The sequence below is a fragment of the Nocardioides sp. genome (assembly GCF_050246775.1).
GTDB lineage: Bacteria > Actinomycetota > Actinomycetes > Propionibacteriales > Nocardioidaceae > Nocardioides.
On the sequence record NZ_JBFWVK010000001.1, the window covers coordinates 1,114,493 to 1,139,300 of the forward strand.

A 24,808-nucleotide genomic window follows, 5' to 3' on the forward strand; every position below is an offset into this window, starting at 1 on the left:
CAACTTCCCTTCACGATTCCGTCTGTCGGAAACTCATTCCGGAACTTACCAGCGGGATCCACCTGTGTCGAGTGTCACTGGACCCAGGTGGCGGGAACCAGAACCTCAGGCCCTGGCCCGGGCCTGAACCCGGTGCAACCTGGCGTCGCCACGCCGACGGGGGCTAGCTGGCTCCCGCAGGTGCAAGGACGATGTCGAAGTGCACCCGCGTCCACGAGCGGCCAGCCAGCTCGCGACCGTCCGGAGTGGCGGTGCCCGGCGCCTGTCGTTCGAAGACCCTCACCAGGGTGCCTTGCCCCACGCCTTTCCCGATGACCTCGGGAAGGTCTGCGCCCGCCACGAGAATGTGGGTGACCAAGGTTCGACAGTGCAGCGCGGTGACTCTGATCGGCAGCCGTGGCGCAGCCTGGGCCTCGCCAGTGCGGCTCGGCGGGGTGAGCGCGTGGGGGGTGGACGCCCAGAATGCGTAACGTCCGGTGGTGTCGGTCCTGACGTGCCCGCCGGCCTTGCCGGCGTCGGGCCTCCAGAGCTCGACGCACGCTCCGGGAATCGGACGTCCGCCCCTGTCGCGGACCACACCCTCCACCCAACACGGGTCGTCGGCCGCCCCGAAGGAGAGATCGGCGCCGCATGGGAGCGCGGGACCGCGCTCGACGAGGAAGGGGCCCGATGCCGTGGCCTCCGTGACGGGAAGCTTCTGACCGGTCACTGGTCGCCCCGGACGGCATCCAGGTCGACGTCGAGGCGATCGGCCAGCTCCTCGACCGTGATGCCGAAGGTCTCGACCACCGCCAGCCGCCCAGACTCGATGACGAACGTAGCGACGTCGGTGTAGATCCGGTCGACACAGCCGATCCCGGTCAGCGGATAGGTGCAGGTGGGCACCAGTTTCGGGGACCCGTCCTTGGCGAAGAGACTCATCATCACGAAGACCTGTTTCGCGCCGATCGCCAGGTCCATCGCCCCACCGACAGCCGGCACGGAGTCCGGCTCGCCCGTGTGCCAGTTGGCGAGGTCACCGGTTGCGGAGACCTGGAAGGCGCCGAGCACGCACACGTCGAGGTGTCCACCACGCATCATCGCGAAGGAGTCGGCATGGTGGAAGTAAGAGGCCCCTGGCAGCTCGGTGACCGGCACCTTGCCGGCATTGATGAGGTCGGGATCCACCTCCCACTCCCGAGCCGCGGGCCCCATGTTCAGCATCCCGTTCTCGGTGTGGAGCACGATGCCCGACCCCTCAGGGAGATGATCGGCCACCAGGGTCGGCTGACCGATCCCGAGATTCACGTAGGCGCCCCGCGGGATGTCCTTCGCCACCTGTGCAGCCATCTCGTCCTTGGTCAGCACACCGCCACCACCCTGTCGACGTAGATCCCCGGAGTGACGATCACCTCGGGGTCGAGGCTCCCGGGTTCCACAACCTCACTGACCTGGGCGATGACCGTCGTGGCCGCGGTCGCCATCACCGGCCCGAAGTTCCGGCCGGTCTTGCGGTAGACCAGGTTGCCCAGGCGGTCGGCTCGATGGGCCCGAATGAGGGCCACGTCCCCCTTCAGCGGGAGCTCGAGGACGTAGGTCCGTCCGTCGATGACGCGCACTTCCTTGTCCTTGGTGAGCAGCGTTCCGACTCCGGTCGGGCAGTAGAACCCGCCGAGCCCGGCTCCGGCCGCCCGCATCCGCTCGGCCAACGTCCCCTGGGGCACGAGCTCGAGGTCGAGCTGACCTGCGCGGTACATCCGGTCGAACACCCACGAATCCGACTGCCGCGGGAACGAGCAGATCACCTTGCGCACCCGACCGCGATCGAGGAGGGCGGCCAACCCGGTGTCGCCGTTGCCGCCGTTGTTCGAGACCACGGTGAGGTCGCTGGCACCTTGGTCGATGAGGGCCTCGATCAGCTCGACCGGCATGCCTGCGAGCCCGAAACCACCGATGAGGACCGTCGCCCCGTCCTGGATCCCGGCCACGGCTTCAGCGAGGTCGGCGCAGATCACTGCGCTCATGCCACGTCCCCGGTGTTCTCAACGACCACAGCCAGAGCCTGGCCAACGCCGATGCAGATGGCAGCCACGCCGTACCGCTGGCGCTCGCGCCGCATGCGGTGCACCAGGGTGGCGACGAGTCGGCCGCCCGAGGCCCCCAGCGGGTGACCGATCGCGATGGCGCCACCGTGGGTGTTGACGATCTCCGGATCGATCATCCAAGCATCGACACAGGCGATCGACTGGACCGCGAACGCTTCGTTGAGCTCCACGGCCTCGACGTCCGACCACGAGATGCCGGCCCTGGCCAGCGCCTTGTTGGCCGCCTCCACCGGGGCGAAACCGAAGTCCTGTGGGTCGAGCGCGTGTACGCCGCGCCCAGCGATACGGGCCACCGGCTCACGGCCGAGCTCCACCGAGGCTTGCTCTGACCCGAGCAGGACAGCGGACGCCCCGTCATTGAGCGGCGACGCATTTCCTGCGGTGATGCTCCCGTCGGCTCTGAACGACGCCTTGAGTCCTGCCAGCGCCTCCAGGCTCGTCGCGGGCCGGATGCTCTCGTCAAGAGCGAGCGTCACGCCGGGAACGTCGACCACGAGATCGTCGTAGAACCCAGCTGCCCACGCGGCCGCGGCCAGGTGGTGCGACCTCAGCGCGAAGGCGTCCTGGCGCTCGCGCGAGATGCCGAAGCGCTGCTGGAGCTGCTCATTGGCCTGGCCCAGGGAGACGGTCCACTCCGGCGGCATCCGCTCGTTGACCAGCCGCCACCCCAGGGTCGTCGACGCAGCGGCGATGTCTCCAGCCGGGTAGGCCCGCGAGGGCTTCGGGAGCACCCAGGGTGCACGGGTCATCGACTCCACTCCCCCGGCGATCACCACCTGCGCATCACCGGTCTCGATGGCGCGCGAGGCCATCATGATCGCGTCGAGGCTCGACCCACACAGCCGGTTCACGGTGGAGCCGGGAACGCTGGTTGGTAGGCCGGCCAGCAGAAGCGCCATCCGGCCGACGTTGCGGTTGTCCTCTCCGGCCTGGTTGGCACATCCCCACAGCACCTCGTCGACGCGCGAGGGGTCGAGCGCAGGGGTGCGTGTCAACGTCGCGGAGATGACCGCGGCGGCAAGGTCGTCGGGCCTCACCGCGGCGAGCGCGCCGCCGAATCGACCGAAGGGTGTCCGGACTGCGTCGTAGACGAAGGCATCATGCACGTCCTTCAGGCTATTTCGAGATCAAGCGAAACTGAAGTATCCAAATACGGCCCTATTGATATGCTGAGCGTCCTAATGGAACTCAGACACCTTCGCTATTTCGTAGCTGTCGCCGAGGAGCGGCATTTCGGTCGTGCCGCGACCCGCCTGCACATGGCCCAGCCGCCGCTGTCGCAGCAGATCAAGGCCCTGGAGGTCGAGCTCGGCGTGCCCCTGCTGCGCAGAACCACCCGGCGGGTCGAGTTGACCGACGCCGGCGAGACCTACCTCGAGCGTGCTCGAGTCATTCTGGACGCGGTCGAGGAGGCCGGCCGCGAAGCGCAGTCCATCGCAGCCGGCATGACAGGCCGACTCGTCATCGGGTGTGTCGGATCGGCGACCTACAGCCTGCTTCCGCGGCTGGCCCGCGGCCTGGCCCAGGAGCTGCCCGGCATCGACTTCTCCTTCGAAGGCGAGATGCTCGTCCCTGACCAGGTCCGGGCCGTCAGCGAGGGCCGCATGGACATCGCCCTCCTGCGACCTCCGGTCCACGACCCCACGCTCCGTGTCGACATCTTGCGGCACGACCGGCTCGTCGTCGCGCTGGCTGACGACCACCCGCTCGCGGGGCGAAAGCGACTGCATGTCGGGGACCTGCAGGACACCGACCTCGTGGTGCACGTGGGCCGCCGTGACTCCGTCATGCACAACACAGTGCTGGACCTGTGCCGCAGGGCGGGCTTCGAGCCCAGGTTCCGGGCCGAGGTGAGCGAGACGTCTACTTTGCTCACCCTGGTGGCCGGCGGGCTCGGGGCAGCGATCGTGCCTGCCCCGGTCACCAGCCTCGAACTCGCGGGAGTCACCTACCTGCCGCTCACCGGCGCTGGAACGGTGCCGCTGGCCGTCGCCTTCCGCTCCGGCCGGCGGGCCGCCCATCTGCACCGCGCACTCGAGGCGGTTCGCCGACTGGTCGCCGACGACTGAGACCACGCAATTGACATTCCATCCGGCGCAACCATTTTCCACAGAGCGGAATTGGGCTACGGTTACTGGCGATGTGACGTAGGCCACGAACAGTGGGAAAGGCAGAGGCGCATGAACGCGATCCCTCGACCCGAGACCTTCGACGTCTCGGCGCTTGGGCACGACCGAAGCATCGAGGTCTGGGAGCAGCACAACGCGGCCGCCCTCATCGGCCTGACGTGCCAGGTGCCCTCACAGGTGCCGTTTCGCGCGAAAGAGGTCAACCTCCAGCTCGATCGACTCCACCTCGCCCGGGTGCAAGGCACCCCTCACGTCGTGGTTCGCGACGAGTCCATGGTGGCCAGGCGGCCAGCCGACGCGATCGTCGTGTATGCCGCTCTGCGCGGAGAGGCGCTGTGGGAGTACGCCGGCTCGAAGCGCCTGGTGCGTCCCGGACAGCTGTTGGTGTGTGACGTGGACCGGCCCTTCCTCCGCGGCTTCGGACACGGCCTCGAAGAGCTGGCGGTCAAGGTGCCGCGCGCGGCGTTCACCGAGCTGACTGGGCTGACGACCGTCGACGCACCGCTGCTGTTGGACGCGGCGAGTTCGGGGGCAGACCCCTACGCCCGCGCCTTGGTGCGACTCGTGGGCCGGGCCGTGGGGCGCACCGCGGTGCCTGCCGACGAGCGCACGATTCTCGAGCTCGTCTCCGTGCTGGCCACCGGCGGCCGGGTCGGCCTCCCGGTCGCCCATCGCGCGGCGGCACGGACGTTCATCGATGATCACCTCACGGACCCCTCGCTCTCGGCGGCTGACGTCGCCTCGGGTGCCGGCATCAGTGAGCGGCACCTGTCGCGGCTGTTCGCGGAGACCGGCACCAGCGTGCCGCAGCACATCCTGGCCCGGCGACTCGACCTCGCCCACACCCTGCTGTGCCGCAGCGAAGAACCGGATGCGCGGATCGTCGACATCGCCGAGAGCTGTGGGTTCACCTCGACGGCCTACTTCTCCGACACGTTCAAGCGGCGCTTCGGCGCCACCGCAGGCGACGTCCGACGCAGTGCCCAGGGCGCTCAGCGCCGATAGAACGCTGGCAGGTTCGCATCGATGTTGATCCAGGTCGCCTTGGGTTCGGTGTACTCGCGCATCGCCTCGAACCCCATCTCCCGACCGTAGCCGGAAACGCCCATGCCGCCGAACGGCGAACCCGGATTGACCCGCTTGTAGGAGTTGACCCAGACCATTCCCGCCCGCAGCTCGCGCGCCACCTTGTGGGCACGGGACAGGTCCGAGGTCCACAGGCCGCCGCCGAGGCCGTAGGCGGTCCCGTTGGCGATCTCGAGTGCCTCCTCGTCGGTCTTGAAGGTGTGCACGACCATGAAGGGACCGAACACCTCCTCCTGGGCCGCGCGGGCCGTGGGTGTGGTCTCGACGATGGTCGGCTCGATGTAGTAGCCGGACCCGAGCGACGGCTCCGCGGGCGCCTTCCCGCCCACGAGCACCGCTCCGCCCTCGTCCGCCGCGATCTCGAGGTAGGAGAGCACCCGGTCACGGTGCAGCGCGGAGGTGAGGGGACCCATCTCGGTGTTCAGATCCTTGGGGTCACCCACCCGGATCGAACCGGCAAGGCTCACGAGCCGCTCCAGGAACTCGTCCTTGACCGACTCGTGGACGATGAGCCGGCTCGCTGCTATGCATGCCTGCCCCTGGTTGTGGAAGATTCCGAACGCGGTGCCGCCCACCGCCGCCGCGAGGTTGGCGTCGTCGAAGACGATGTTGGCGCCCTTGCCGCCGAGCTCCAGGTGCACCTGCTTGAGCGTGTCCGCGGCACCTCGGGCGATCTGCTTGCCGACGTCGGTGCTGCCGGTGAAGGAGAGCTTGGCCACGTCGGGGTGGTCGACGAGACGTTGCCCAGCCGTCTGACCGTAGCCGGGAACCACGTTGATCACCCCAGGTGGGAAGCCCACCTCAGCTGCCAGCTCGGCCACGCGAAGCGCGGACAACGGTGTGATCTCCGAGGGCTTCATCACCACGCAGTTGCCGGCCGCCAGGGCCGGGCCGAGCTTCCAACTGACGAACATGACCGGGAAGTTCCAGGGAACGATCTGTCCGATCACCCCGAGGGCCTCGGGCACCACGTAGTCGAGGAAGCCTTGCTCGACCGGGACCACGGTGCCCTGGAACTTGTCCGCCATCCCGCCGAAGTAGCGGAAGGTCGCTGCCGTCCGGAGCACGTCCAGGCCCAGGGTGTCGCGCAACGGATGGCCCGTGTCGCGGGTCTCGAGCAGCGCCAGGTTGTCAGCGTCGGCCTCGATGGCGTCGGCCAGCTTCAAGAGCAGCCGCCCACGATCAGCGGCGGCGAGGCGACTCCAGTGGTGGAACGCCCCCTTGGCCGCGGTCACCGCGCGGTCGACGTCCTCCTGCTTGGCCTCCGCGACCTCAGCGAGCACCGAGCCGTCGTGCGGATCGAGGCTGGTGACGGTGGCCCCGTCTGCGGCATCGACGAACTCGCCTCCGATGAAGAGCTTGGTCTGCACGTCGTCCTTCCCTGCTCCCGCTGAACGGGAGCCCTGATGGGGATTCGCCGGTCCGGCGGCCCTAGCGCCGCCGGACCGGCGAACGTTTGTTCTCGAGGTGCGCTGCCGCGCTCAGAACTCGACGGGGTACGTGGGGGCCTCACCGGAGGCGATGGCCGCTGGAATCGCCTCGGAGTTGTTCTCCCACACCAGCAGCATCGATCGTTTGGGTGAATATCCCTGGTGTCGGATGTCTGCCGGCATCGCTGAGACGTCGCCGGCCTTCATCACCACGCGTGAGCGCACCGCACCCGTGTCGCGGTCCTCGACCTCCCAGGTGATCTGGTCGGAGAGCTGGACGAACCACTCGACCCGGTCGTTGCCGTGGATGATCGGGAGGATGTACTCCTCCGTGGTCGGGCAGGCCAGGGAGTCCTTGCAGACACTCACGACTGACGGGTTCCAGGTGACGTTGGAACGCGACAGATAGGCGAACAGGCTGAAGGCCGCGACCTCGTCCTCGAAGCCGGGTTCCACCTCGATCACCGGTTCCGACTGGTCGACGTCGGCGAACATCCGGTTGATCGGGTAGCCCATCTCGTCTGTGCGGGGCTGCTGGTCACCGGGCAGGCCGACCATCCGGTCTGCCGCAACGCGCTGCCTGGTGACGGCCGCGTCGTTGTCGCCGTTCTTCACGCCGAACGCCGATCCGGTCTCGTGTGGGGAGGCGAACGGGTCGAAGGACTCGTTGGTCCAGTCCGAGAGGATCGCCTTGAACACCTCGCGGATCACCGGGGTCTCCAGGTTGACGCTGTAGTCCAGCTCGGCCTTGCGGTAGGAGTCGTTGTATCGCCCCGCGAAGATGTCGACGGTGCCGTAGTGGTTGACCGTCCCGAAGACGCCGTCGAAGTTGACGATGCCGTAGAAGAAGTCCCACGCCACGTCGCGCTGCAACGCGCGCAGGAAGGCGTCGACGCTCATCATGTGGGAGCCGGTCGGCCAGTTGATGTAGACGAAGAACTCGTCACGCCTGAAGCTGAACTCCTCGAGCTTGAACTCGTGATAGCCGTCAGCGTTGACGTCGGCGGACCGGTCTACTTCGATCTGAATGGTCATCGGTGCGATCCCTTGGTCGTGAGCAGGTGGAAGGTCAGACGGTCTGGCAGATCTCGGCCCAGCGGTATTCAGTGAGCTGCCCGCCGATGGTCTGCAGAAGCAGGACGCCAGGGTCGCCGTCCTTGACGAAGCGGTACGCCGATCCCTTCGGAAGCAGCGCCTGATGGCCGCGCTTGAGATGGATCCGGCCCATCTTCGGGCCGATCGGCTCTCCCTGCACGAGCACGGCGCCTTCAAGGTCGTCAGCAGCGATGGGGGTCTCGAGCTTGACCAGCTCGACGATGACTTCGCCTCCTGCATCGTCCATGCAGATGGCGAACTCGTCGTGGGAGGCGGTGTACCAGGGCGACGTTCCCTCGGCGCGCACGGTCTCGAGCACGTACTCCCAGTTCTTGGCTACCGCCACGCGGCTCCAGGCCGGCATGGAGGCTGCCACTTCGAAGACGTTGGAGAAGGCGTAGTGACGGGCGTCGTCGGCGATGAGCTCGACGCCACCCTTGTCGTAGGACGCGAGCGCACCGAACTTGGTGGTGTAGCTCGCGTGCTGGACCGCACCTCCCTGGGCGGGGCTGGTGGTAGTCATCTCGTCGGCTCCTTGCGTAGTCATGGGCCGTGCACACGCAGCTGCGTCGCGCACGTCCAGGTTCATTTCGAGTGTTGAGGAACCTGTGACCGGAGAACAGGGCTGGGCGCTGTTGTGGCGGATTTGCGAAACCGCACTCACTCGTCCCGGGTGCCGTAGAACACGGTCGGCGGTGGCACGGTGCGCTCCTCGTCAGGCGGCCTTCGCACCAGCTCGGGGGTCGCTCCCACCACCAGCGCTCGGATCTGCGCAAGTACGTCGGCGACGTCCCGTTCCAACGGCACGTCCAGGACCAGGTCGTCGACGCCGGCACGGGCCAGTGCGAGCACCTGCTCCTGAGCCTGCTCGAAGGTCCCGAAGATGCCCACGTCGCGCGGGTGCCGGTCGGCGAAGCGGGGCTCGAGGTCTGCCCTCGCGACGGCCTCGTTCATGGTGCGCCCGATGGAGATCGGCACCGACAGCTGCAGAGGGCGTCTCACTCCCTCGGAGTCCAGCCGTGCCCGCTCGGTTGCCACGGCGAGCAGGTCGTTGACCCGAACGACTCCCGTGGCCTGCGTCCCCGGGTCGAGAACCACCAGTGCCGGAGCGGCGGCGTCGACGAGGCGTTGCAGGAGATCGGACGCGGGAGCCTCGCTCAGATGCACCGAGGCGAACCCCAGTCGGCCGCTCATCGCCGCGATGCTGATCGCGGTCGGGGTGGGAAGCCCAGCGGGCAGGTTGATCCCGACGCTGAGCAGATGCCTGGTCACAATTTCCTCCTCGAAGGACGTCTTCCTACAAGATCTGGGCGACGGCGCCGGTGAGCTGGCGGATGGTCGACACCTCGAAGGCGCCGGTGCAGTGGGTGGCATATTCGGTGGCCCGGGAGTCCCGGGTGTCCCATTCCGCGCGGGGCTCCGGGTTGAGCCAGTAGAGCCGCCGCGCGCGACGGTTCAGCTCAGCCACCACTGACGTGGCGGCTTCGCGGTCGTGGGACCGGGTGTCCCCGGCGACGATCACGGTCGTCTTCGCGGTGACCACATCCCCCCAGGAGGCCAGGAACGTGGTCATGGCCCGGGCATAGTCGCTGCGGCCGTCGTCTGCGACAAGGCCCCGTTTTCCAAGCAGGTGGTGGGGGTCGAGGACTCCCGGGTTGTTCTGCATGATCTCGGTGATCTCGACGATGCCGTCGATGAAGACGAAGGATCGGACCCGACGGAACTCCTCGTGGAGGGCGTGGAGGAGGGTCAAGGTGAATGGGGCGAACTGAGCCGTCGACCCTGATACGTCACACAGCACGACCAGGTCCGGCTTGGTCGGCCGCCGGCGGCGTAGCACCGGTGCCACCGGCACTCCGCCGTATCCCATCGAGGCTCGGATGGTCCGCCTCATGTCGACCCCGGCCCCGCCACGCCGGCGCTGCGCACTGAGCTTCGCGGCCAGGTGCCTAGCCAGGGGGCGCATCGCTATCCGCATCGCCACGAGCTCGTCGGGTCCGGCCCGCAGCAGGGGGCGATCCTGGAGGTCGTCCAGGTGCTGAGCCTCCACCCCTGCACCTTCGCGCAGTCGACCGGCCAGCATGTCGGTGAGCCGGCGGCTCATCTGCTCCATCGCCGCCCGGGCCTCGGCGGCGCCGACGCCGCGATCGAAGTCCGTGCTGTCGGCGTCACCCTCGAGGTAGCGCCGGTAGAGGTCGGGCACGTTCATCCGCCGCAGCACTCGTTGTGTGTGATGCCCGGCTGACCTGCCGTCGTCGTGGTTGCCGGAGAAACGAGTGATGGCCTCGTCGAGCGTGTGCTCCAGCTCCTGCTCGTCCTCCTCCCGCAGGGCTCGGATGACGGAGTCGAGGAGCTGCTCCTGGTCGTCGACGACCGGGTCGGCGCTGGTCCGGGCCGTGGCGTCGACCTCCGGGCGCGCCACCGGGAAGACAGCGTCGAACGAGCGCCGGAACAGCACGTCATGGCTGGAGTCCTTGACCAGGGTCGCCCGGAGCGCGGCACGCACCCGGCCGCGCGAGGCCAGGTCGGAGTGGCGCAACGAGCTCATCGCGTCGAGCACCTCGCTGGTGGAGACCGGTACGCCGCCTGCCCTGAGCCGGGTGACCAGTGCCACGACCAGCAGCGGCCCGACCTCACTGATGCCGCGGGCCTCGGCGGGCGGGGCCGGCGTACTCACGGGCCGCTGCCGGCCAGGTGCAGCTGCTCGCGCACCTTCGCCTTGTCCTGGTCGTTCTTGAGGACCACGCCCAGGGTCTGCCCGGCCACGGCGTCGCCGAGCTCGTGGTGACCGAGGGCCGAGACCGCCTGCGCCCAGTCGATCGTCTCCGCGACGCTCGGCGGCTTGCGGAGGTCGAGGGCCCGCATAGCCCGGACCGCCTTGACCACCTGAAGGGCCAGCTCCTCGCTGACCTCGGGGACTCGGCTGCGCACGATGGCGCGTTCGCGCGCCGCGTCGGGATAGTCGACCTGGGCATGCAGGCAGCGCCGGCGCAGAGCCTCGGACAGGTCGCGCGTCGCGTTGGAGGTGAGCACCACGAACGGGCGTTGAACAGCGGTGATCGTGCCGAGTTCGGGAATGCTCACCTGGAAGTCGCTGAGCAGCTCGAGCAGCAGACCTTCGACCTCGACGTCGGCCTTGTCCGTCTCGTCGATCAGCAGCACCACCGGCCCCTTGTGCCTGATCGCGGCGAGCAACGGGCGTTCGAGGAGGAACTCCTCGCTGAAGATGTCGTCATGAAGCTCGTCCCAGGCTCGGCCATGCTCGTCGCCGCCCTGGGCCGTCTGGATCCGAAGCAGCTGCTTGCGGTAGTTCCATTCGTAGAGCGCTCGCGCCTCGTCCAGGCCCTCGTAGCACTGCAACCTGATGAGCGTGGACCCAGTCCCGGCGGCGACTGCCTTGGCGAGCTCGGTCTTCCCGGTGCCGGCCGGGCCCTCGAGGAGGAGCGGTTTGCCCATCGCGTCACCCAGGAAGACCACGGTGGCGAGCTCCTCGTCCACGAGATAGCCGGTGCTCGCCATCGTGTCCCGTGCGTGTTCGACGGAGGAGAAGAGTGCCATCAGGGTGTCTTTCGTTTCGGGAGCAAGGATCGTTGCCAGCGGACGTCTCAGCCGGGTCCGGCAGGACGCAGCGGGCGCAGGGCCTCGGTCCAGCGCAGCAGCTCGTCGAGCATGCCCGCGGCCGCGGCCGGGTGCGCCGACTCGGGTGTGAAGACGCCATCGACCACGTGACGCCGGATGTTGGTGATCGCGACCCCCTCGGGCACGGGCACCATGCTCAGTCGTGACAGGACGGGCTTGATCGCTTCCACTCCGCGCATACCGCCCGCGGCACCGCCATAGCTGACGAAGCCCACGGGCTTGTAGAGCCACTCGCGGTAGAGGAACGAGATCGCGTTGAGCAGGCTTGCCGCTGGCCCGTGGTTGTACTCCGGGGTGACGAAGACGAAGGCGTCACTGGCTTCGACCAGGGCGCTCCACCGGATCGTGTGCTCGTGAACGTAGGAGGCCAACCGAGGGTGGTTCGGCTCGTCCAGCAGGGGCAGGGCCACCTCGGCCAGGTCGAGGACCTCGACCTGGAACGAACCGTGGGCGATCGCCGCGTCCAGAGCCCAGCGACCCACCGCAGGTCCCAGGCGTCCGGGCCGGGTGCTTGCGACGACCACGCTCAGCTTCCTCACGGCTGCTCGGGGGCCAGCACGATATCGAAGGTGGTCGTGGACCAGGTGCCATCGACGACCCGGCCGTCCGGAGTGGGCGTCCCGGCGGGCTGACGGTCGAAGTCGCGCACCAGGGAGTCCTTGACCCCGAATACCGCGTCGGAGGACAGCAACTGGTCTCCCCGCACGAAGATGTGGGTCACCAGCGTGCGGTACCCGGCCTGCTTGACCAGGAAGTGCAGGTGCGCCGCACGCATCGGCGAGCGACCGGTCGCGTCGAGCATCTGCCCGACCGGTCCGTCGTGTGGGATCGGGTACGGCGTCGGGGTGATGGCCCAGAACCGATACGAACCGTCGGCCTCGGTGAACAGGTGTCCTCGGGCGGCCGTCCGCTCGTCGCCGTACTGCACGTCGTAGAAGCCGTCGTCGTCGGCCTCCCACACCTCGAGGCGCGCGCCAGCAAGCGGACGTCCCTCGGTGTCACGGACCGTGCCCACGACCCAGCACGGCTCACCCGCCGCCCCGAGCGCGATGTCGCCACCCGAGCCGATCTCAGGGGAACCCTCAACGAAGAAGGGTCCGAACACGGTGGCCTCCGTGGCGTCACCGCGGGCCTCGTTGTTGATCGCAATGGTCTGCATGGACGCGCCGAGTGTGTCGGAGAGCAGGATGAACTCCTGGCGTCGATCGTCGGTCATGTGCCCGACAGCAGTCAGGAAGGCGACTGCCGCACTCCACTCCTCCTCGGTGAGGCGGACGTCGCGCAGAAAGCTGTGCAGGTGAGTCACGACTCCCCGCATCAGCTCCAGCAATCGGGGGTTCTCGCAGCCATCGAAGGACGCAAGCACCGTGTTGACGATGGCGTCCTCCCGGGCCTGTTGCTCAGCTGAGACCTCGCTCATGACACGTCCTTTCCAGCCCAGGCCGCACGCAGCAACGCGGTGAGGTTCTCGGTCGTCACCGGCGTCGGGTTCGACTCGGGCACGACGACGAGCACGTCGTCGACCGCGGCCTCCGCCTCGGCCTCCGTGAGGCCGAGATCGCTCAGCGAGCGGGGCGCGTCCAGGGCCCGGCACAGCGCCGAGAGACCCCCGACGGCCGTCGGGCTGGCGAACGCGGCCGCCAACCTGGCTTCGGCCCCGGGGGCGTTCGGTGCATTGAAGGCAAGGACATAGGGAAGCACGATGGCGTGGGTCTGGGCATGCGGCAGGTTGTATCTGCCCCCCAGCACATGGCAGATCTTGTGATGCAGCCCGGAGCCGGCCGACGCGAACGCCTTCGCCGCCAGGTGCGCGCCATACAGCGCCAACTCGATGCCGGGCAGCCCGGCGCCGTCCCGTGCCACCAACGGCAGGCCCTCGTGCAAGGCGCGCGCGCCCTCCGCGGCCAGGACCGCGTTGATCGGATCCGCGAGCGGCGCCCAGAGTGAGTCCACACAATGCGCCAGAGCGTTGAGGCCGCTGGCGACCGCGAGGTCGGTCGGGAGGCTCCGCAGGAGCGTCGCGTCGTACACCACTGCGCGGGGCAGAACGGCCGGGTCCACCCCTGTCGTCTTTCGGCCATCCTCGGTGAGGCCCCAGACTGCGGTCGCCTCACTGCCGGCGTACGTCGTCGGCACGGCCACGATCGGCAGGGCGGTGGTCATCGCAACGGCCTTGGCCAACCCGGTGGTCGATCCACCACCCACCGACACGATGACGTCCACGTCGTTTGCGAGCGCCGCTTCCCGGGCTCGCTGCGCGACCTCGACTGGGACATGCATCACGACGTCCGCATGGCGAAGCACCGTGGGCAGTCCGGAGGTCACCCGGTCGGCAAGGGCGGCCTCTGCTTCGGCCGCGATGACCATCACGCGGGAGGCACGAAGCCGGTCGATCTCGGCTTCAACCCCCCGGGCTGCATCACCCGGCGCGAAGCGCACGCGTTGTGGAAGGGACTCATGGACGAAGTGCACGACTGGAGTCTCGTGAAGCGGGATGCACAAACCAAGCCCCACGTGATTCATGGCAGAAATGCGGACTCGACCTTCGATCCTTATTTCCGCCATCGGGGTCGACGGGACGGCTGGCCGCAGCGAGCCTGTAACGGCCCTGTCGTTCAGAGGAGGAGCAGATCATCGACGCTGCCAGCGCGAATTCCGACTTCGCGGTGTTGCCGGAGGAGTTCCGTCGCGCCCTCGCCCACTACCCGACCGGCGTCGCGGTCGTCATCGCCGTCGGTTCGGACGGATCGCCGGTCTCCATGGTGGTGGGGACCTTCACCTCGGTCTCACTCGACCCGCCATTCGTGGGATTCCTCGCTGACAAGCACGGCAACAGCTGGCAGAGCATCAAGGCCGCCGGGCACTTCTGTGTCAGCGTCCTCGGCGCTGGTCACGAGCACGTGTGTCGCGCCTTCGCCACCAAGGACCACGAGCGGTTCCGTCACGCCACCGCGGTCGCCGACTCCGGTTGTCCACGCCTGAACGAGGCGGCACTGTGGGTGGACTGCACTATCGAGGACGTGTTGCCGGCCGGCGACCACGACTTCGTTCTAGGACGGGTCCGTCAACTTGCCGTCGGCGAGAATGGAGGACTGCCGCTTCTCTTCCTGCGTGGGGGTTACGGCGCTCCCCAGATCGCGTCCCTACAGGTGGAAGCCCCCGGGCTCGGCCCGGTGCTGCGGCTCGCAGATGCAGTGCGACCGGAGGTGGAGTCGGTGTCGCAAGAGCTCGCGCTGGAGTGCATCGTGCTCGCGGCTGTCGACCGCGAAGTGGTCATGGTCGCTGCAGCAGGGATCGAGTCGGCAGCGGGCAGCTCGCGAACCCACGTCGGCTCGACCTTCCCGCTCGCCGCCCCGCTGGCACCGGTGTTTCTGGCCTGGGCCGGCCAGGAGGAGCAGCGTCAGTGGATAGCCGAGGGAACCCGGCTGGCTGGGACGGACGTGACCGAGGTTGCCACCACCGCGCTGGCGGCGGTTCGAGAACGTGGCCACGACATCACCACGGGACGGGCCGTGTCCGAGCGGTTTCGGCGAGTCGTGCTGGACGGAGCCGACGGGCAGGGGTCACCGGATTTCGACGAGGTGGTGCGGGCGGTCGTCGGGGAGCGCGATCCTGCACTGACCAGTCCGCTCGAGATGCTCTCCGACGTGACCGCCCTGATGGTGCCGGTGCGTGACGCGAACGGTCGAGTCGTGCTGAGCGTCGGACTCGTCGGTTTCACCGGCGACGAAGACCAGGCACGGCTGCGGCACTGCCTGGACCGGCTCGAACAGGCTGCTGAAAGAGCGTGCCGACTGCTGGCTGAGCTGCCGCCCGCCTGAGCCATAGCCGGGACAAGGTGTCTGACCACAGACACCAGGCTCAGCTCCCGCAGCCGCGCGAGCGAGGTGACCCCTGTCGACTGACGGAGCCCGGCGCAAGCGTCGGCAACATGGACGAAGCGCACGGGCAGCGTCGTCCGCTGCCCGAGGGCCCCTGGCGATGGCACGCCCGCACCCCGGTGCGGCAGCGCTGGGTCAGCGAGTTGCCTGACCAGGTCGCGAGCGCCACCCCCGCAACGTTGCGAACGCATTGCCCACGCTCAAACGTAGGAAGAGCTCGCACAGACCCACGCGGGGCAGGCCGAAGGCCCTCGAACTTGCGCTCGCAAGTCAGAGGGCCTTCGCGTCGATCTGTGGCAGATGAAGGATTCGAACCTTCGAAGCTTTCGCGACGGATTTACAGTCCGCTCCCATTGGCCGCTCGGGCAATCTGCCGTGCACTCACCGACCGGTTGAGGACTTGGTCGAAGGAGAAGCAAGGATGAGGATAGCGTCAGACCCACAGAGACAAAAATCGTAAGGAGCCCCGATGGCCGACTCGTCGTTCGACATCGTCAGCAAGATCGACCGCCAGGAGGTCGACAACGCCCTGAGCCAGGCCGCGCGGGAGATCGCGACCCGCTTCGACTTCAAGGGCACCGGTGCCTCGATCGAGTGGCAGGGTGATCAGGCGATCGAGATCAGCGCCTCAGCCGACGATCGCGCCACCGCCGTACTCGACGTCTTCCAGGGCAAGCTCGTCAAGCGCAACCAGTCCCTCAAGATCCTCGACGCCTCCGAGCCGCGCCAGTCCGGGCAGGTCAGCAAGATCTCCATCACGCTGAAGGAGGGCATCTCCTCGGAGGACGCCAAGAAGATCAGCAAGCTGATCCGCGACGAGGGCCCGAAGGGCGTCAAGGCGCAGATCCAGGGAGACGAGCTGCGGGTGTCGTCCAAGAAGAGGGACGACCTCCAGGCCGTGCAGGCGCTGGTGAAGTCCCAGGACCTCGACTTCGCGGTGCAGTTCACCAACTACCGCTGAGCGCGCCTGCAGGAGCGCTGCGCGAACCGTTGCGGCCCACACCGCGGGCAGGACGTGAACCGACCGGGCCGACGTCCCCAAACGTCGACCCGGCCGGTGGTCACATGGCTCAGCCTGTCTTCGACATCTGCCGTACGCCGACCGCGCCGGGCACCGGCGTGATCCAGACCGTCTGGTCGACCTCGAGGCCGAGCGAGTTCGCGTGGGTGCGGCTGAGCACCACGGTCACTTCCTCGCCGTTCTCCGACAGCACGGTGATCCGGACCTCGAAGCCCACCTTCAGCAGGCGGCTGATGGTGCCCTGGACGGCGCCGGCCAGGACCGGGGTCGTGGAGATGTCGATGTCGTGGGGTCGCACCACCTCGCCGTTGAGCTTGGTGACCTCGCCGAGGAAGCCCATCACGAAGTCGTTGGCCGGAGAGTCGTAGAGCTCGTCGGGCGAACCGATCTGCTCCACCCGACCCTCGTTGATCACCACGATCTCGTCGGCGACCTCCATGGCCTCCTCCTGGTCGTGGGTCACGAACACCGTCGTCACGTGCACCTCGTCGTGGAGGCGACGCAGCCAGTCGCGCAGCTCCTTGCGGACCTTGGCGTCCAGCGCACCGAACGGCTCGTCGAGCAGCAGGACGGTCGGCTCCACCGCGAGCGCCCGCGCCAGCGCCATGCGCTGGCGCTGGCCACCCGAGAGCTGTGCTGGGAGCCGGTGGGCGAACTGCGAGAGGTGCACGAGCTTGAGCAGTTCCTCGACACGCGCCACGACCTCCTTCTTGGGGCGCTTGCGGATCTCCAGGCCGAAGGCGACGTTCTTGGCCACCGACATGTGCTTGAAGACCGCGTAGTGCTGGAACACGAAGCCCACGTTGCGCTTCTGGGCCGGCAGCTTCGTGGCGTCGGTGCCTTCGATGGTGATCGTGCCCGAGTCGGCACTCTCCAGGCCCGCGATGATCCGCAGGAGGGTGGACTTGCCACCACCCGAGGGGCCGAGCAGCGCGGTGAGCTGGCCGGTGGGGATGGTGACATTGACGTCTTCGAGCGCGACGAAGTCCCCGAAGGTCTTGTTCAGGCCCGTGATCTCGATACTCATGAGGTCTCTTCCTTAGGACGGAGCAGGGACACGACCACGATGCACAGGACGCTCGCGGTGGCCAGGATGAAGGAAGTGGCGTACGCCGCCCCCTGCTCGAAGTTCTGATACTTCTGCTCGACGACGAGGGTCGCCGTCTGGGTCTCGCCGGTGAAGTTGCCGGACACGATCTTGACCGCGCCGAACTCACCCAGCGATCGGGCCAGGGAGAGGACGACGCCGTAGACGACCGCCCACTTGATGCTGGGAAGGGTGATCCGCAGGAACGTCTGCCGTCCATTGGCGCCGAGGCTCTTGGCGGCCTGTTCCTGGTCGTCACCGATCTCGGTCAGCACCGGCACCACTTCACGGATCACCAGCGGCAGCGCGACGAAACACGTGGCCATGATCATGCCCGGCGAGTTGAAGATGACCTGGAGGCCGTTCTCCTCCAGCGTGGGACCGAACCAGCCCGTGCGGCCGTTGTAGACCAGCAGCAGGGCCAGGCCGACCACGACCGGCGACACCGACAGCGGTACGTCGATCAGCGCCGACAGCACCCGCTTGCCGGGGAACTCGAAGCGCACCAGCAGGATCGAGATCGTCACCCCGAACACCAGGTTGATCAGCACGGCCCAGAAGGCGATCTCGGCAGTCAACGACAGGGCGTTCTGCACGTAGGGGTCCTTGAGGGCGTCGGTCAGCGTCGTCAGGCCGTCGGAGAAGGTCTCCTTGACGATCAGCGACACCGGCCAGGCCACCAGGAAGAACACGTAGCCGAGAGCGATGAACCTCAGCGTCCACTTGAGGGGCGTCGACACGCTAACCACGACGAGCCACCCTTCGCTGCACGAGGTCGAGCGCCACGATCACGAACAACGCGACAGCCAGCATCACGGAGGCCAGTGATGCAGCCGCCGCGGTGTTGCCGCCTTCGATGAACGTGAGCACCCGCACCGACACGACCTCGGTCCTAAAGGGAAGGTTGCCCGAGAGCAACACCAGGGAGCCGTACTCCGAGATGGCCCGGGCGAACGACAGCGCAGCACCGGCAGCGATCGCCGGCACCAGACTCGGCAGGATGATCCGCCGGAAGATGGTCAGTCGGCCCGCTCCGAGTGAGGCAGCAGCCTCCTCGACGTCATGGTCGATCTCCTCCAGCACCGGCTGCACGGTCCGCACGATGAAGGGCAGCGTGACGAACGCCAGCGCCAACATGACGGCCTGCTCGGTGTTGGCCCAATGCAGCCCGATCGGGCTGTTGGGGCCGTAGAGCGACAGCAGCACCAGGCCCGCGACGATCGTGGGCAGCGCGAAGGGGATGTCGATGATGACGTCCAGGATCCGCTTGCCGAAGAACTGGTCGCGCACGAGCACCCAGGCGATGATCGTCCCGACGACGACGTTGATGGCCGTCACCAACAGGGCCTGACCGACGGTGAGCTTGATGGCTGCCAGGGTCTGCTCGTTGGTGAGGGTTCGGACGTACGCATCCCAGCCGCCGCCGGCGGCGGTGGCAATCAGGGCGGAGAGCGGGATGAGTACCAGGAGGCTGAACCAGGTCACGGCGATGCCGAGACCGAGGAACGACCCCTTGGTCAGATTCGTGCCGCCACCCCTCCGGCGCTTGCGCGCCGAAGGGGTGGGGTTGGCCGCAGGGGCCGTGAGGGTGGCGGAAGTCATTCCGTCTTGCCCGTTTCAGCCTGCAACTTGGTGATGATGCCGTTCTCCTCGTCGAAGAACTTGGTGTTCGCCTCGTCCCAGCCGCCGAAGTCCTTGTCGATGGTCAACAGGGTGCCGGGGGTGGGGAACGGGTCGGCCGGGTCGTTGGCACCCTCCACCTCGGGCAGGTCGACACCGTCGACGACCGGACGGAAGCCGAACAGCGCGTACTCCGCCTGGGCCTCCGGGGTCAGCAGGTAGTCGAACAGATCCTGCGCCTTCGGGTCGGAGTCGACCGTGATGGCGGCGGGGTTCTCGATGAGCAGGGTGTCGTCGGGGACCACGTAGTCGAAGTCCTCGCCGTTCTCCCGAGCCAGGATCACCTCGTTCTCGTAGGAGATGAGCACGTCGCCGTTGCCCTCAGAGAACGCAGTGGTGGCCTCACGGGCCGAGCCGGGAAGCGCGATCGTGTTGTTGAGGAACTTGGTGACGAACTCCTTGGCGTCCGCCTCGGTCCCACCGGTGGCCAGCACGTGGCCCCAGGCCGCGAGGATGTTCCACTTGGCCGAACCCGAGGATGCCGGGTTGGGGGTGATGATCTCGACACCGGGCTTCACCAGGTCATCCCAGGTCTGGATGTTCTTGGGGTTGCCGGCGCGCGTCACGAACGACACCACCGAGGAGGTGACGATGCCGTTGGTGTCGCCGTTGGACTTCCAGTCGTCGGCGACGAGGCCGGCATCCACGAGTCGCTTGATGTCGGGCTCGAGGGAGAAGTGCACGACATCGGCGTCGAGCCCACCCTCCACGGCCCGGCTCTGGTCACCCGACGCGCCGTACGACGTCTTGAACGTGACGTCCTTGCCCGCGTCGGTCTTGTCGAAGGCCTCGAACTGCGGCTTGTTGGCCGACTCGAGGACGGAGAAGCCGACAACACTCAGTTGGTCGGCGTCCGTACTGCCGGAACTCGCTGAACAGGCGGTCAAGGCCAGCACCCCAGCCACTGACACAACTGCCGCCTTGATCTTGATGCTCATGTGCTCTCTTTCCTGCCCCCACGGAGGAGCTATCTCGTTTATTCCGAGAAGTTTAGGCGACTTACGTAAATAAGTATGCATTCCCTGAAGCGTGGGTTTCGTCACGTGCCCACAACGGGAGACGGCGGGTGTTCTCAGGCGGGCCGGACTATCGTGAGAGGCTGCAGAGGACGACTAGACACTCGGCGGGAAGTAGGAAGCTGGCCATGGGTAGGCAGGCCAAGCAGGTCAAGCAGCTCGATCGCGTGATCATCAGGTTCGCGGGCGACTCCGGCGACGGGATGCAGCTCACCGGAGACCGCTTCACGCAGGAGTCGGCGACCTTCGGCAACGACCTGCAGACGCTCCCGAACTTCCCTGCGGAGATCCGCGCACCCCAGGGCACGCTGCCTGGTGTCTCGTCGTTCCAGGTCCACTTCGCCGACCACGACATCCTCACCCCGGGCGATGCTCCCGACGTGCTCGTGGCGATGAACCCGGCCGCCCTCAAGGCCAACCTCGCAGACCTGCCCAAGGGCGCGACGATCATCGTCGACACCCATGACTTCACCGCGCGCAACCTGACCAAGGCCGGGTACGCCGCCAGTCCGCTCGACGACGACTCCCTCTCCTCCTACGCACTGCACACCCTGGACCTGACCGGCATGACCGTCGAGGCGGTCAAGGAGTTCGGCCTGTCCCGCAAGGACGCGGCGCGAGCCAAGAACATGTTCGCGCTCGGGCTGCTCTCCTGGATGTACGGACGGCCGACCGAATCGACGACCACCTTCCTGTCCAAGCGCTTCGCCAAGGTGCCCGACATCCGCGACGCCAATATCCGGGCGTTCACCAGCGGCTGGAACTTCGGCGAGACCACCGAGGCGTTCGCGGTCTCCTACGAGATCAAGCCGGCCCCGATGGCGCCGGGCACCTACCGCAACATCACCGGCAACCTGGCCCTGTCCTACGGCCTCATCGCCGGCGGCGTGCAGTCGGGGCTCCCGGTGTTCCTGGGCTCCTACCCGATCACGCCGGCCTCCGACATCCTGCACGAGCTGAGCAAGCACAAGGGCTTCGGCGTCACCACCCTGCAGGCCGAGGACGAGATCGCCGGCGTCGGCGCGGCCATCGGAGCCTCCTTCGCCGGGCACCTCGGCATCACCACCACCTCCGGCCCCGGCCTCGCGCTGAAGTCCGAGGCCATCGGCTTGGCTGTGATGACCGAGCTCCCCCTGGTCGTCGTCGACGTCCAGCGCGGCGGGCCCTCGACCGGACTGCCGACCAAGACCGAACAGGCCGACCTGCTCCAAGCCATGTTCGGACGCAACGGCGAGTCCCCCGTCCCGATCGTCGCTCCGCAGTCACCCGGCGACTGCTTCTCGGCCGCGTTGGAGGCCGTCCGGATCGCCGTCACCTACCGCACCCCGGTGATGCTGCTCTCCGACGGGATGCTGGCCAACGGCTCCGAGCCATGGCGGATCCCCGACGTCGACGATCTCCCGGCCATCGATCCGAACTTCGCCACCGAGCCCAACCACGTGGTCGCGAACGGCTCGACGGGCGATGAGAAGAAGGAGTTCTGGCCCTACCTGCGCGACCCAGAGACGCTGGCCCGTCCGTGGGCCATCCCGGGCACCGCCGGTCTCGAACACCGCATCGGGGGCCTGGAGAAGGGCGACGGGCACGGCAACATCTCCTACGACCCCGCCAACCACGACTTCATGGTCCGCACCCGCCAAGCCAAGGTCGACGCCATCGCCAAGTCGCTGCCCCCGCTCGAGGTCGACGACCCGAGCGGCACGGCGAAGGTGCTGGTGCTGGGCTGGGGCTCCACCTACGGCCCGATCGGGGCCGGTGTGCGCCGGGTACGCCGGGCCGGGTTCAACGTGGCCCAGACGCACCTGCGCCACCTCAACCCGTTCCCCAACGACCTCGGCGAGATTCTGGCGCGCTACGACAAGGTGCTGGTGCCCGAGATGAACCTCGGTCAGCTCTCGATGCTGCTGCGTGCGAAGTACCTCGTCGACGCCGTCGGCTACAACCACGTCCGCGGTCTGCCCCTCAAGGCCGCCGAGCTGGCCGACGCCATCGGCGAGCTCGTGGCGATGGCCGAAGGGCTCGATCACGACCTGACGCTGAAGCTGGTCGCCACGAGCTCGGCAGCCGGAAAGGAAAACGCCTGATGACCACGATCGAACTGCCGTTCCCCACCAGCGGGACCGCCGGCGTGCCGGCGGCCGACGGCCCCCAGACCGGCAAGGAGTTCACCTCCGACCAGGAGGTTCGCTGGTGCCCCGGGTGTGGTGACTACGCCGTGCTCAAGGCCGTCCAGTCCTTCCTGCCCGACCTGGGCCTGCGCCGCGAGAACATCGTCTTCGTCAGCGGGATCGGCTGCTCGAGCCGCTTCCCCTACTACCTCGACACCTTCGGGATGCACTCCATCCACGGCCGTGCCCCCTCGATCGCGACCGGCATCGCCACCGCCCGCGAGGACCTCTCGGTCTGGGTGGTGACCGGTGACGGTGACGCCCTCTCGATCGGGGGGAACCACCTCATCCACGCGCTGCGCCGCAACGTCAACATGACGATCCTGCTGTTCAACAACCGGATCTACGGCCTCACCAAGGGCCAGTACTCCCCCACCTCCGAGACCGGGAAGGTCACCAAGTCCACCCCGATGGGCTCGGTGGACCACCCCTTCAACCCGGTCTCCCTGGCGCTCGGCGCCGAGGGCTCCTTCGTGGCGCGCACCATCGACTCCGACCGCAAGCACCTCACCGCCGTGCTGTCCGCGGCAGCCGCCCACCGGGGCACCAGCTTCGTGGAGATCTACCAGAATTGCCCGATCTTCAACGACGGCGCCTTCGACGCGATCAAGGACCACGACACCAAAGCCGACGCCATCATCCCCTTAGTGCACGGCGAACCCATCCGATTCGGCGCGCTCGGCGAGGACGGCCAGCCCACCAAGGGCCTGGTCCGCTCGGCGAACGGCGGGGTGGAGGTGGTCTCGACGGTCTCGACAAGCTCGACCACCGAAGGGCCCACCGAAGCAGACCTCTTGGTCCACGACGCCCACGACCCGGACCCGACGACTGCGTTCGCGATCTCCCGGCTGACCGACTCCGGCTACCTCAACCAGGCGCCGATCGGGATCTTCCGCTCGGTCGAGCGGCCGTCGTACGACGACCAGGCGCGCGCCCAGGTGGCCAGCGCCAAGGAGGCGGCCCCTGGCCCCGCCCCCGACAAGCTGGCTGCTCTCATCGGGGGCGGCGACACCTGGACCGTCGTCTGACGAAGGTCGCTCAGCTCAGCGCTTGACGACCTTGATGACGTTCGAGAACGAGCCGGAGTAGCCGGCGGACGCCCGGATGAACACCCGGAACTTGCCGGCGCGCGCCAACCTGGTGAAGGCATAGGTGCCGTTGGCCTTCGTCTGGCCCCGCTTGAACTGCTTCCACGATCCGGCCCTCAGCTGCTGGAGGACGGCGACCCGCTTGCCGCCCTTCGGGGTGACCTTGCCGATGAACTTGTAGGTGCCGGACGTGGCGACGAAACGGATGCCGACCGTGCGCTGCGGTGCGGCCGCCGGGGCGCCCACCTGGCTCACGGTGGCGGTGGTGCTGGAGCTGGTGCTTGCCTGGGCACCGGGGCCCACGAGCAAGGTGGTGAAGGCGAGGGCCAGAACGGCCAAGGCTGTGACAAGACGCTTCATGTGAAGGTTCCCCCTGAGATTGTCGGTAGTGGTGACACGTGTCGCAGGGCTAGTTCCCCCGCGCGGAACCAGCCAAACACGAAACCGCCCCAGAAGTTTGCAAATGCACATGTCGGTCGCATACTTCACCTCGTGGAGAAGCGCCGCGGCATGCTGTACGGCGCTGCCGCCTATGGGCTCTGGGGCACCTTCCCGATCTACTGGCCACTGCTGGAGCCGGCCGGGGCGATCGAGCTCCTCGCACACCGCATCCTCTGGTCCGCGATCACGATGAGCCTGCTGGTGCTGCTCCTGCGCCGAGGACCCAGCCTCCGCGCTCTCGTCGCCGACCGGCGCACCTTCCTGATCCTCTCGGTCGCCGCCCTCGTCATCACCTTCAACTGGGGCGGCTACATCTGGGGGGTGACCAACGGTCGGGTCGTGGAGACCTCGCTCGGCTACTTCATCAACCCGCTCGTGACCGTGCTCATGGGCGTCTTCGTGCTGGGTGAGCGGCTCCGCCCGGGGCAGTGGGCGGCCCTGGGCCTGGGCGCCCTCGCTGTCGCGATCCTCACGCTGGACTACGGGCGGCCGCCCTGGATCGCTCTGCTGCTCGCGTTCTCGTTCGGCACCTACGGCCTGGCCAAGAAGAAGGCCGATGCACCGGCCATCGAGAGCCTCACCCTCGAGACCCTTCTGATCGCCCCACTCGCCGCGGGCTACCTCGTGTGGCTCTCGGCCGACGGCGGCTCAGGCTTCACCCAGCACGGCGCCGGCCACGTGTTGCTGTTCATGTCCACCGGCATCGTGACCGCAGTGCCACTGGTGATGTTCAGCGCCGCTGCCACCCGAGTGCCGATGGTCGCCCTGGGCCTGCTGCAGTACCTGGCCCCGATCCTCCAGTTCGCGCTCGGCGTCCTCTACTTCCACGAGGACATGCCGGCAGGTCGCTGGATCGGCTTCGTGCTGGTCTGGCTGGCCCTGATGGTGTTCACGATCGAGTCGTTGCGACACCGGCGACAGCACCTCCGGCTGGCCGCCGAGTCCGCCGCACTCTGAGCCCGG

General features: G+C 67.7%; 25 protein-coding genes and 1 tRNA gene. 7 read left to right on the plus strand and 19 right to left on the minus strand.

Going from position 1 to position 24,808, the window contains the following annotated elements:
• Nucleotides 1-163: 163 nt before the first annotated feature.
• Genes AB7I40_RS05230 through AB7I40_RS05245 form a run of 4 tightly spaced genes read right to left on the minus strand, consistent with a single transcriptional unit; the run spans nt 164 to nt 3,190 of the window.
• Nucleotides 164-709 carry a hypothetical protein gene (locus AB7I40_RS05230; protein WP_428343990.1) on the minus strand — a complete coding sequence of 182 codons (546 nt, stop codon included), beginning with the start codon at nt 707-709 and terminating at the stop codon, nt 164-166.
• Entirely contained in the window at nt 706-1,347 is a 642-nt protein-coding gene (locus AB7I40_RS05235; protein WP_428343991.1) for a 3-oxoacid CoA-transferase subunit B, read from the minus strand. The genes AB7I40_RS05230 and AB7I40_RS05235 overlap by 4 nt, the downstream gene beginning before the upstream one ends.
• On the minus strand, nt 1,341-2,003 hold the full coding sequence (locus AB7I40_RS05240; RefSeq protein ID WP_428343992.1) for a 3-oxoacid CoA-transferase subunit A: 663 nt from the start codon (nt 2,001-2,003) through the stop codon (nt 1,341-1,343). Before AB7I40_RS05240 ends, AB7I40_RS05235 begins: the two co-directional genes overlap by 7 nt.
• Entirely contained in the window at nt 2,000-3,190 is a 1,191-nt protein-coding gene (locus AB7I40_RS05245; protein WP_428343993.1) for a thiolase family protein, read from the minus strand. The genes AB7I40_RS05240 and AB7I40_RS05245 overlap by 4 nt, the downstream gene beginning before the upstream one ends.
• 75 nt (nt 3,191-3,265) lie before the next feature.
• On the opposite strand from AB7I40_RS05245, the gene AB7I40_RS05250 reads away from it, so the two are divergent.
• Complete coding sequence (locus AB7I40_RS05250; protein WP_428343994.1) at nt 3,266-4,153, plus strand: LysR family transcriptional regulator; 888 nt, start codon at nt 3,266-3,268, stop codon at nt 4,151-4,153.
• Between the two features lie 111 nt (nt 4,154-4,264).
• Nucleotides 4,265-5,218: a helix-turn-helix domain-containing protein gene (locus AB7I40_RS05255; protein WP_428343995.1), complete on the plus strand. Its 954-nt coding sequence runs from the start codon at nt 4,265-4,267 to the stop codon at nt 5,216-5,218.
• Here the strand turns inward: AB7I40_RS05255 and AB7I40_RS05260 are convergent.
• From AB7I40_RS05260 to AB7I40_RS05300, 9 genes are all read right to left on the minus strand, one after another.
• Nucleotides 5,206-6,669, minus strand: a complete 1,464-nt coding sequence (locus tag AB7I40_RS05260; protein WP_428343996.1) for an aldehyde dehydrogenase family protein — start codon at nt 6,667-6,669, stop codon at nt 5,206-5,208. The two genes, AB7I40_RS05255 and AB7I40_RS05260, sit on opposite strands and share 13 nt — an antisense overlap.
• Nucleotides 6,670-6,780: 111 nt before the next feature.
• Nucleotides 6,781-7,764: a hypothetical protein gene (locus AB7I40_RS05265; protein WP_428343997.1), complete on the minus strand. Its 984-nt coding sequence runs from the start codon at nt 7,762-7,764 to the stop codon at nt 6,781-6,783.
• A gap of 34 nt (nt 7,765-7,798) precedes the next feature.
• Nucleotides 7,799-8,347 (minus strand): hypothetical protein, encoded by a 549-nt coding sequence (locus AB7I40_RS05270; protein ID WP_428343998.1) that lies wholly within the window; start codon nt 8,345-8,347, stop codon nt 7,799-7,801.
• Nucleotides 8,348-8,484: 137 nt separating this feature from the next.
• Nucleotides 8,485-9,096 (minus strand): hypothetical protein, encoded by a 612-nt coding sequence (locus AB7I40_RS05275; RefSeq protein WP_428343999.1) that lies wholly within the window; start codon nt 9,094-9,096, stop codon nt 8,485-8,487.
• A 25-nt stretch (nt 9,097-9,121) separates the two neighbouring features.
• Nucleotides 9,122-10,501 (minus strand): VWA domain-containing protein, encoded by a 1,380-nt coding sequence (locus AB7I40_RS05280; RefSeq protein ID WP_428344000.1) that lies wholly within the window; start codon nt 10,499-10,501, stop codon nt 9,122-9,124.
• Nucleotides 10,498-11,382 carry an AAA family ATPase gene (locus AB7I40_RS05285; RefSeq protein ID WP_428344001.1) on the minus strand — a complete coding sequence of 295 codons (885 nt, stop codon included), beginning with the start codon at nt 11,380-11,382 and terminating at the stop codon, nt 10,498-10,500. The genes AB7I40_RS05280 and AB7I40_RS05285 overlap by 4 nt, the downstream gene beginning before the upstream one ends.
• A gap of 47 nt (nt 11,383-11,429) precedes the next feature.
• Nucleotides 11,430-11,987 carry an NADPH-dependent FMN reductase gene (locus AB7I40_RS05290; protein ID WP_428344002.1) on the minus strand — a complete coding sequence of 186 codons (558 nt, stop codon included), beginning with the start codon at nt 11,985-11,987 and terminating at the stop codon, nt 11,430-11,432.
• Between the two features lie 11 nt (nt 11,988-11,998).
• Nucleotides 11,999-12,883 carry a dioxygenase gene (locus tag AB7I40_RS05295; RefSeq protein WP_428344003.1) on the minus strand — a complete coding sequence of 295 codons (885 nt, stop codon included), beginning with the start codon at nt 12,881-12,883 and terminating at the stop codon, nt 11,999-12,001.
• On the minus strand, nt 12,880-13,935 hold the full coding sequence (locus AB7I40_RS05300) for a maleylacetate reductase (protein ID WP_428344004.1): 1,056 nt from the start codon (nt 13,933-13,935) through the stop codon (nt 12,880-12,882). Before AB7I40_RS05300 ends, AB7I40_RS05295 begins: the two co-directional genes overlap by 4 nt.
• Nucleotides 13,936-14,129: 194 nt before the next feature.
• Between AB7I40_RS05300 and AB7I40_RS05305 the strand changes: the two genes are divergently transcribed.
• Complete coding sequence (locus AB7I40_RS05305; protein WP_428344005.1) at nt 14,130-15,284, plus strand: flavin reductase; 1,155 nt, start codon at nt 14,130-14,132, stop codon at nt 15,282-15,284.
• A 354-nt stretch (nt 15,285-15,638) separates the two neighbouring features.
• Here the strand turns inward: AB7I40_RS05305 and AB7I40_RS05310 are convergent.
• Nucleotides 15,639-15,719, minus strand: a tRNA-Tyr gene (locus tag AB7I40_RS05310).
• 94 nt (nt 15,720-15,813) lie between these two features.
• Here AB7I40_RS05310 and AB7I40_RS05315 point away from each other — a divergent pair.
• Nucleotides 15,814-16,305 (plus strand): YajQ family cyclic di-GMP-binding protein, encoded by a 492-nt coding sequence (locus AB7I40_RS05315; RefSeq protein WP_428344006.1) that lies wholly within the window; start codon nt 15,814-15,816, stop codon nt 16,303-16,305.
• Nucleotides 16,306-16,414: 109 nt separating this feature from the next.
• Here AB7I40_RS05315 and AB7I40_RS05320 read toward each other — a convergent pair whose 3' ends face one another.
• The 4 genes from AB7I40_RS05320 to AB7I40_RS05335 are packed head-to-tail and all read right to left on the minus strand — an operon-like array spanning nt 16,415 to nt 20,070.
• Entirely contained in the window at nt 16,415-17,392 is a 978-nt protein-coding gene (locus AB7I40_RS05320) for a sulfate/molybdate ABC transporter ATP-binding protein (RefSeq protein ID WP_428344007.1), read from the minus strand.
• On the minus strand, nt 17,389-18,201 hold the full coding sequence (locus tag AB7I40_RS05325) for a sulfate ABC transporter permease (RefSeq protein ID WP_428347928.1): 813 nt from the start codon (nt 18,199-18,201) through the stop codon (nt 17,389-17,391). The genes AB7I40_RS05320 and AB7I40_RS05325 overlap by 4 nt, the downstream gene beginning before the upstream one ends.
• The gene (gene cysT / locus AB7I40_RS05330; RefSeq protein WP_428344009.1) at nt 18,194-19,054 is read right to left on the minus strand and encodes a sulfate ABC transporter permease subunit CysT; all 861 of its coding nucleotides are present in this window, start codon (nt 19,052-19,054) and stop codon (nt 18,194-18,196) included. Before cysT ends, AB7I40_RS05325 begins: the two co-directional genes overlap by 8 nt.
• Nucleotides 19,051-20,070, minus strand: coding sequence for a sulfate ABC transporter substrate-binding protein (locus AB7I40_RS05335; RefSeq protein ID WP_428344010.1), 1,020 nt, complete (start codon nt 20,068-20,070; stop codon nt 19,051-19,053). The genes cysT and AB7I40_RS05335 overlap by 4 nt, the downstream gene beginning before the upstream one ends.
• Before the next feature lie 206 nt (nt 20,071-20,276).
• Here AB7I40_RS05335 and AB7I40_RS05340 point away from each other — a divergent pair, with 206 nt between their 5' ends.
• The gene (locus tag AB7I40_RS05340) at nt 20,277-22,232 is read left to right on the plus strand and encodes a 2-oxoacid:acceptor oxidoreductase subunit alpha (RefSeq protein ID WP_428344011.1); all 1,956 of its coding nucleotides are present in this window, start codon (nt 20,277-20,279) and stop codon (nt 22,230-22,232) included.
• Complete coding sequence (locus AB7I40_RS05345; protein WP_428344012.1) at nt 22,232-23,344, plus strand: 2-oxoacid:ferredoxin oxidoreductase subunit beta; 1,113 nt, start codon at nt 22,232-22,234, stop codon at nt 23,342-23,344. The genes AB7I40_RS05340 and AB7I40_RS05345 overlap by 1 nt, the downstream gene beginning before the upstream one ends.
• A 15-nt stretch (nt 23,345-23,359) precedes the next feature.
• Here the strand turns inward: AB7I40_RS05345 and AB7I40_RS05350 are convergent, their stop codons facing one another.
• On the minus strand, nt 23,360-23,764 hold the full coding sequence (locus AB7I40_RS05350) for a hypothetical protein (protein ID WP_428344013.1): 405 nt from the start codon (nt 23,762-23,764) through the stop codon (nt 23,360-23,362).
• Nucleotides 23,765-23,896: 132 nt separating this feature from the next.
• On the opposite strand from AB7I40_RS05350, the gene rarD reads away from it, so the two are divergent.
• On the plus strand, nt 23,897-24,802 hold the full coding sequence (gene rarD, locus AB7I40_RS05355; protein ID WP_428344014.1) for an EamA family transporter RarD: 906 nt from the start codon (nt 23,897-23,899) through the stop codon (nt 24,800-24,802).
• Nucleotides 24,803-24,808: the final 6 nt, after the last annotated feature.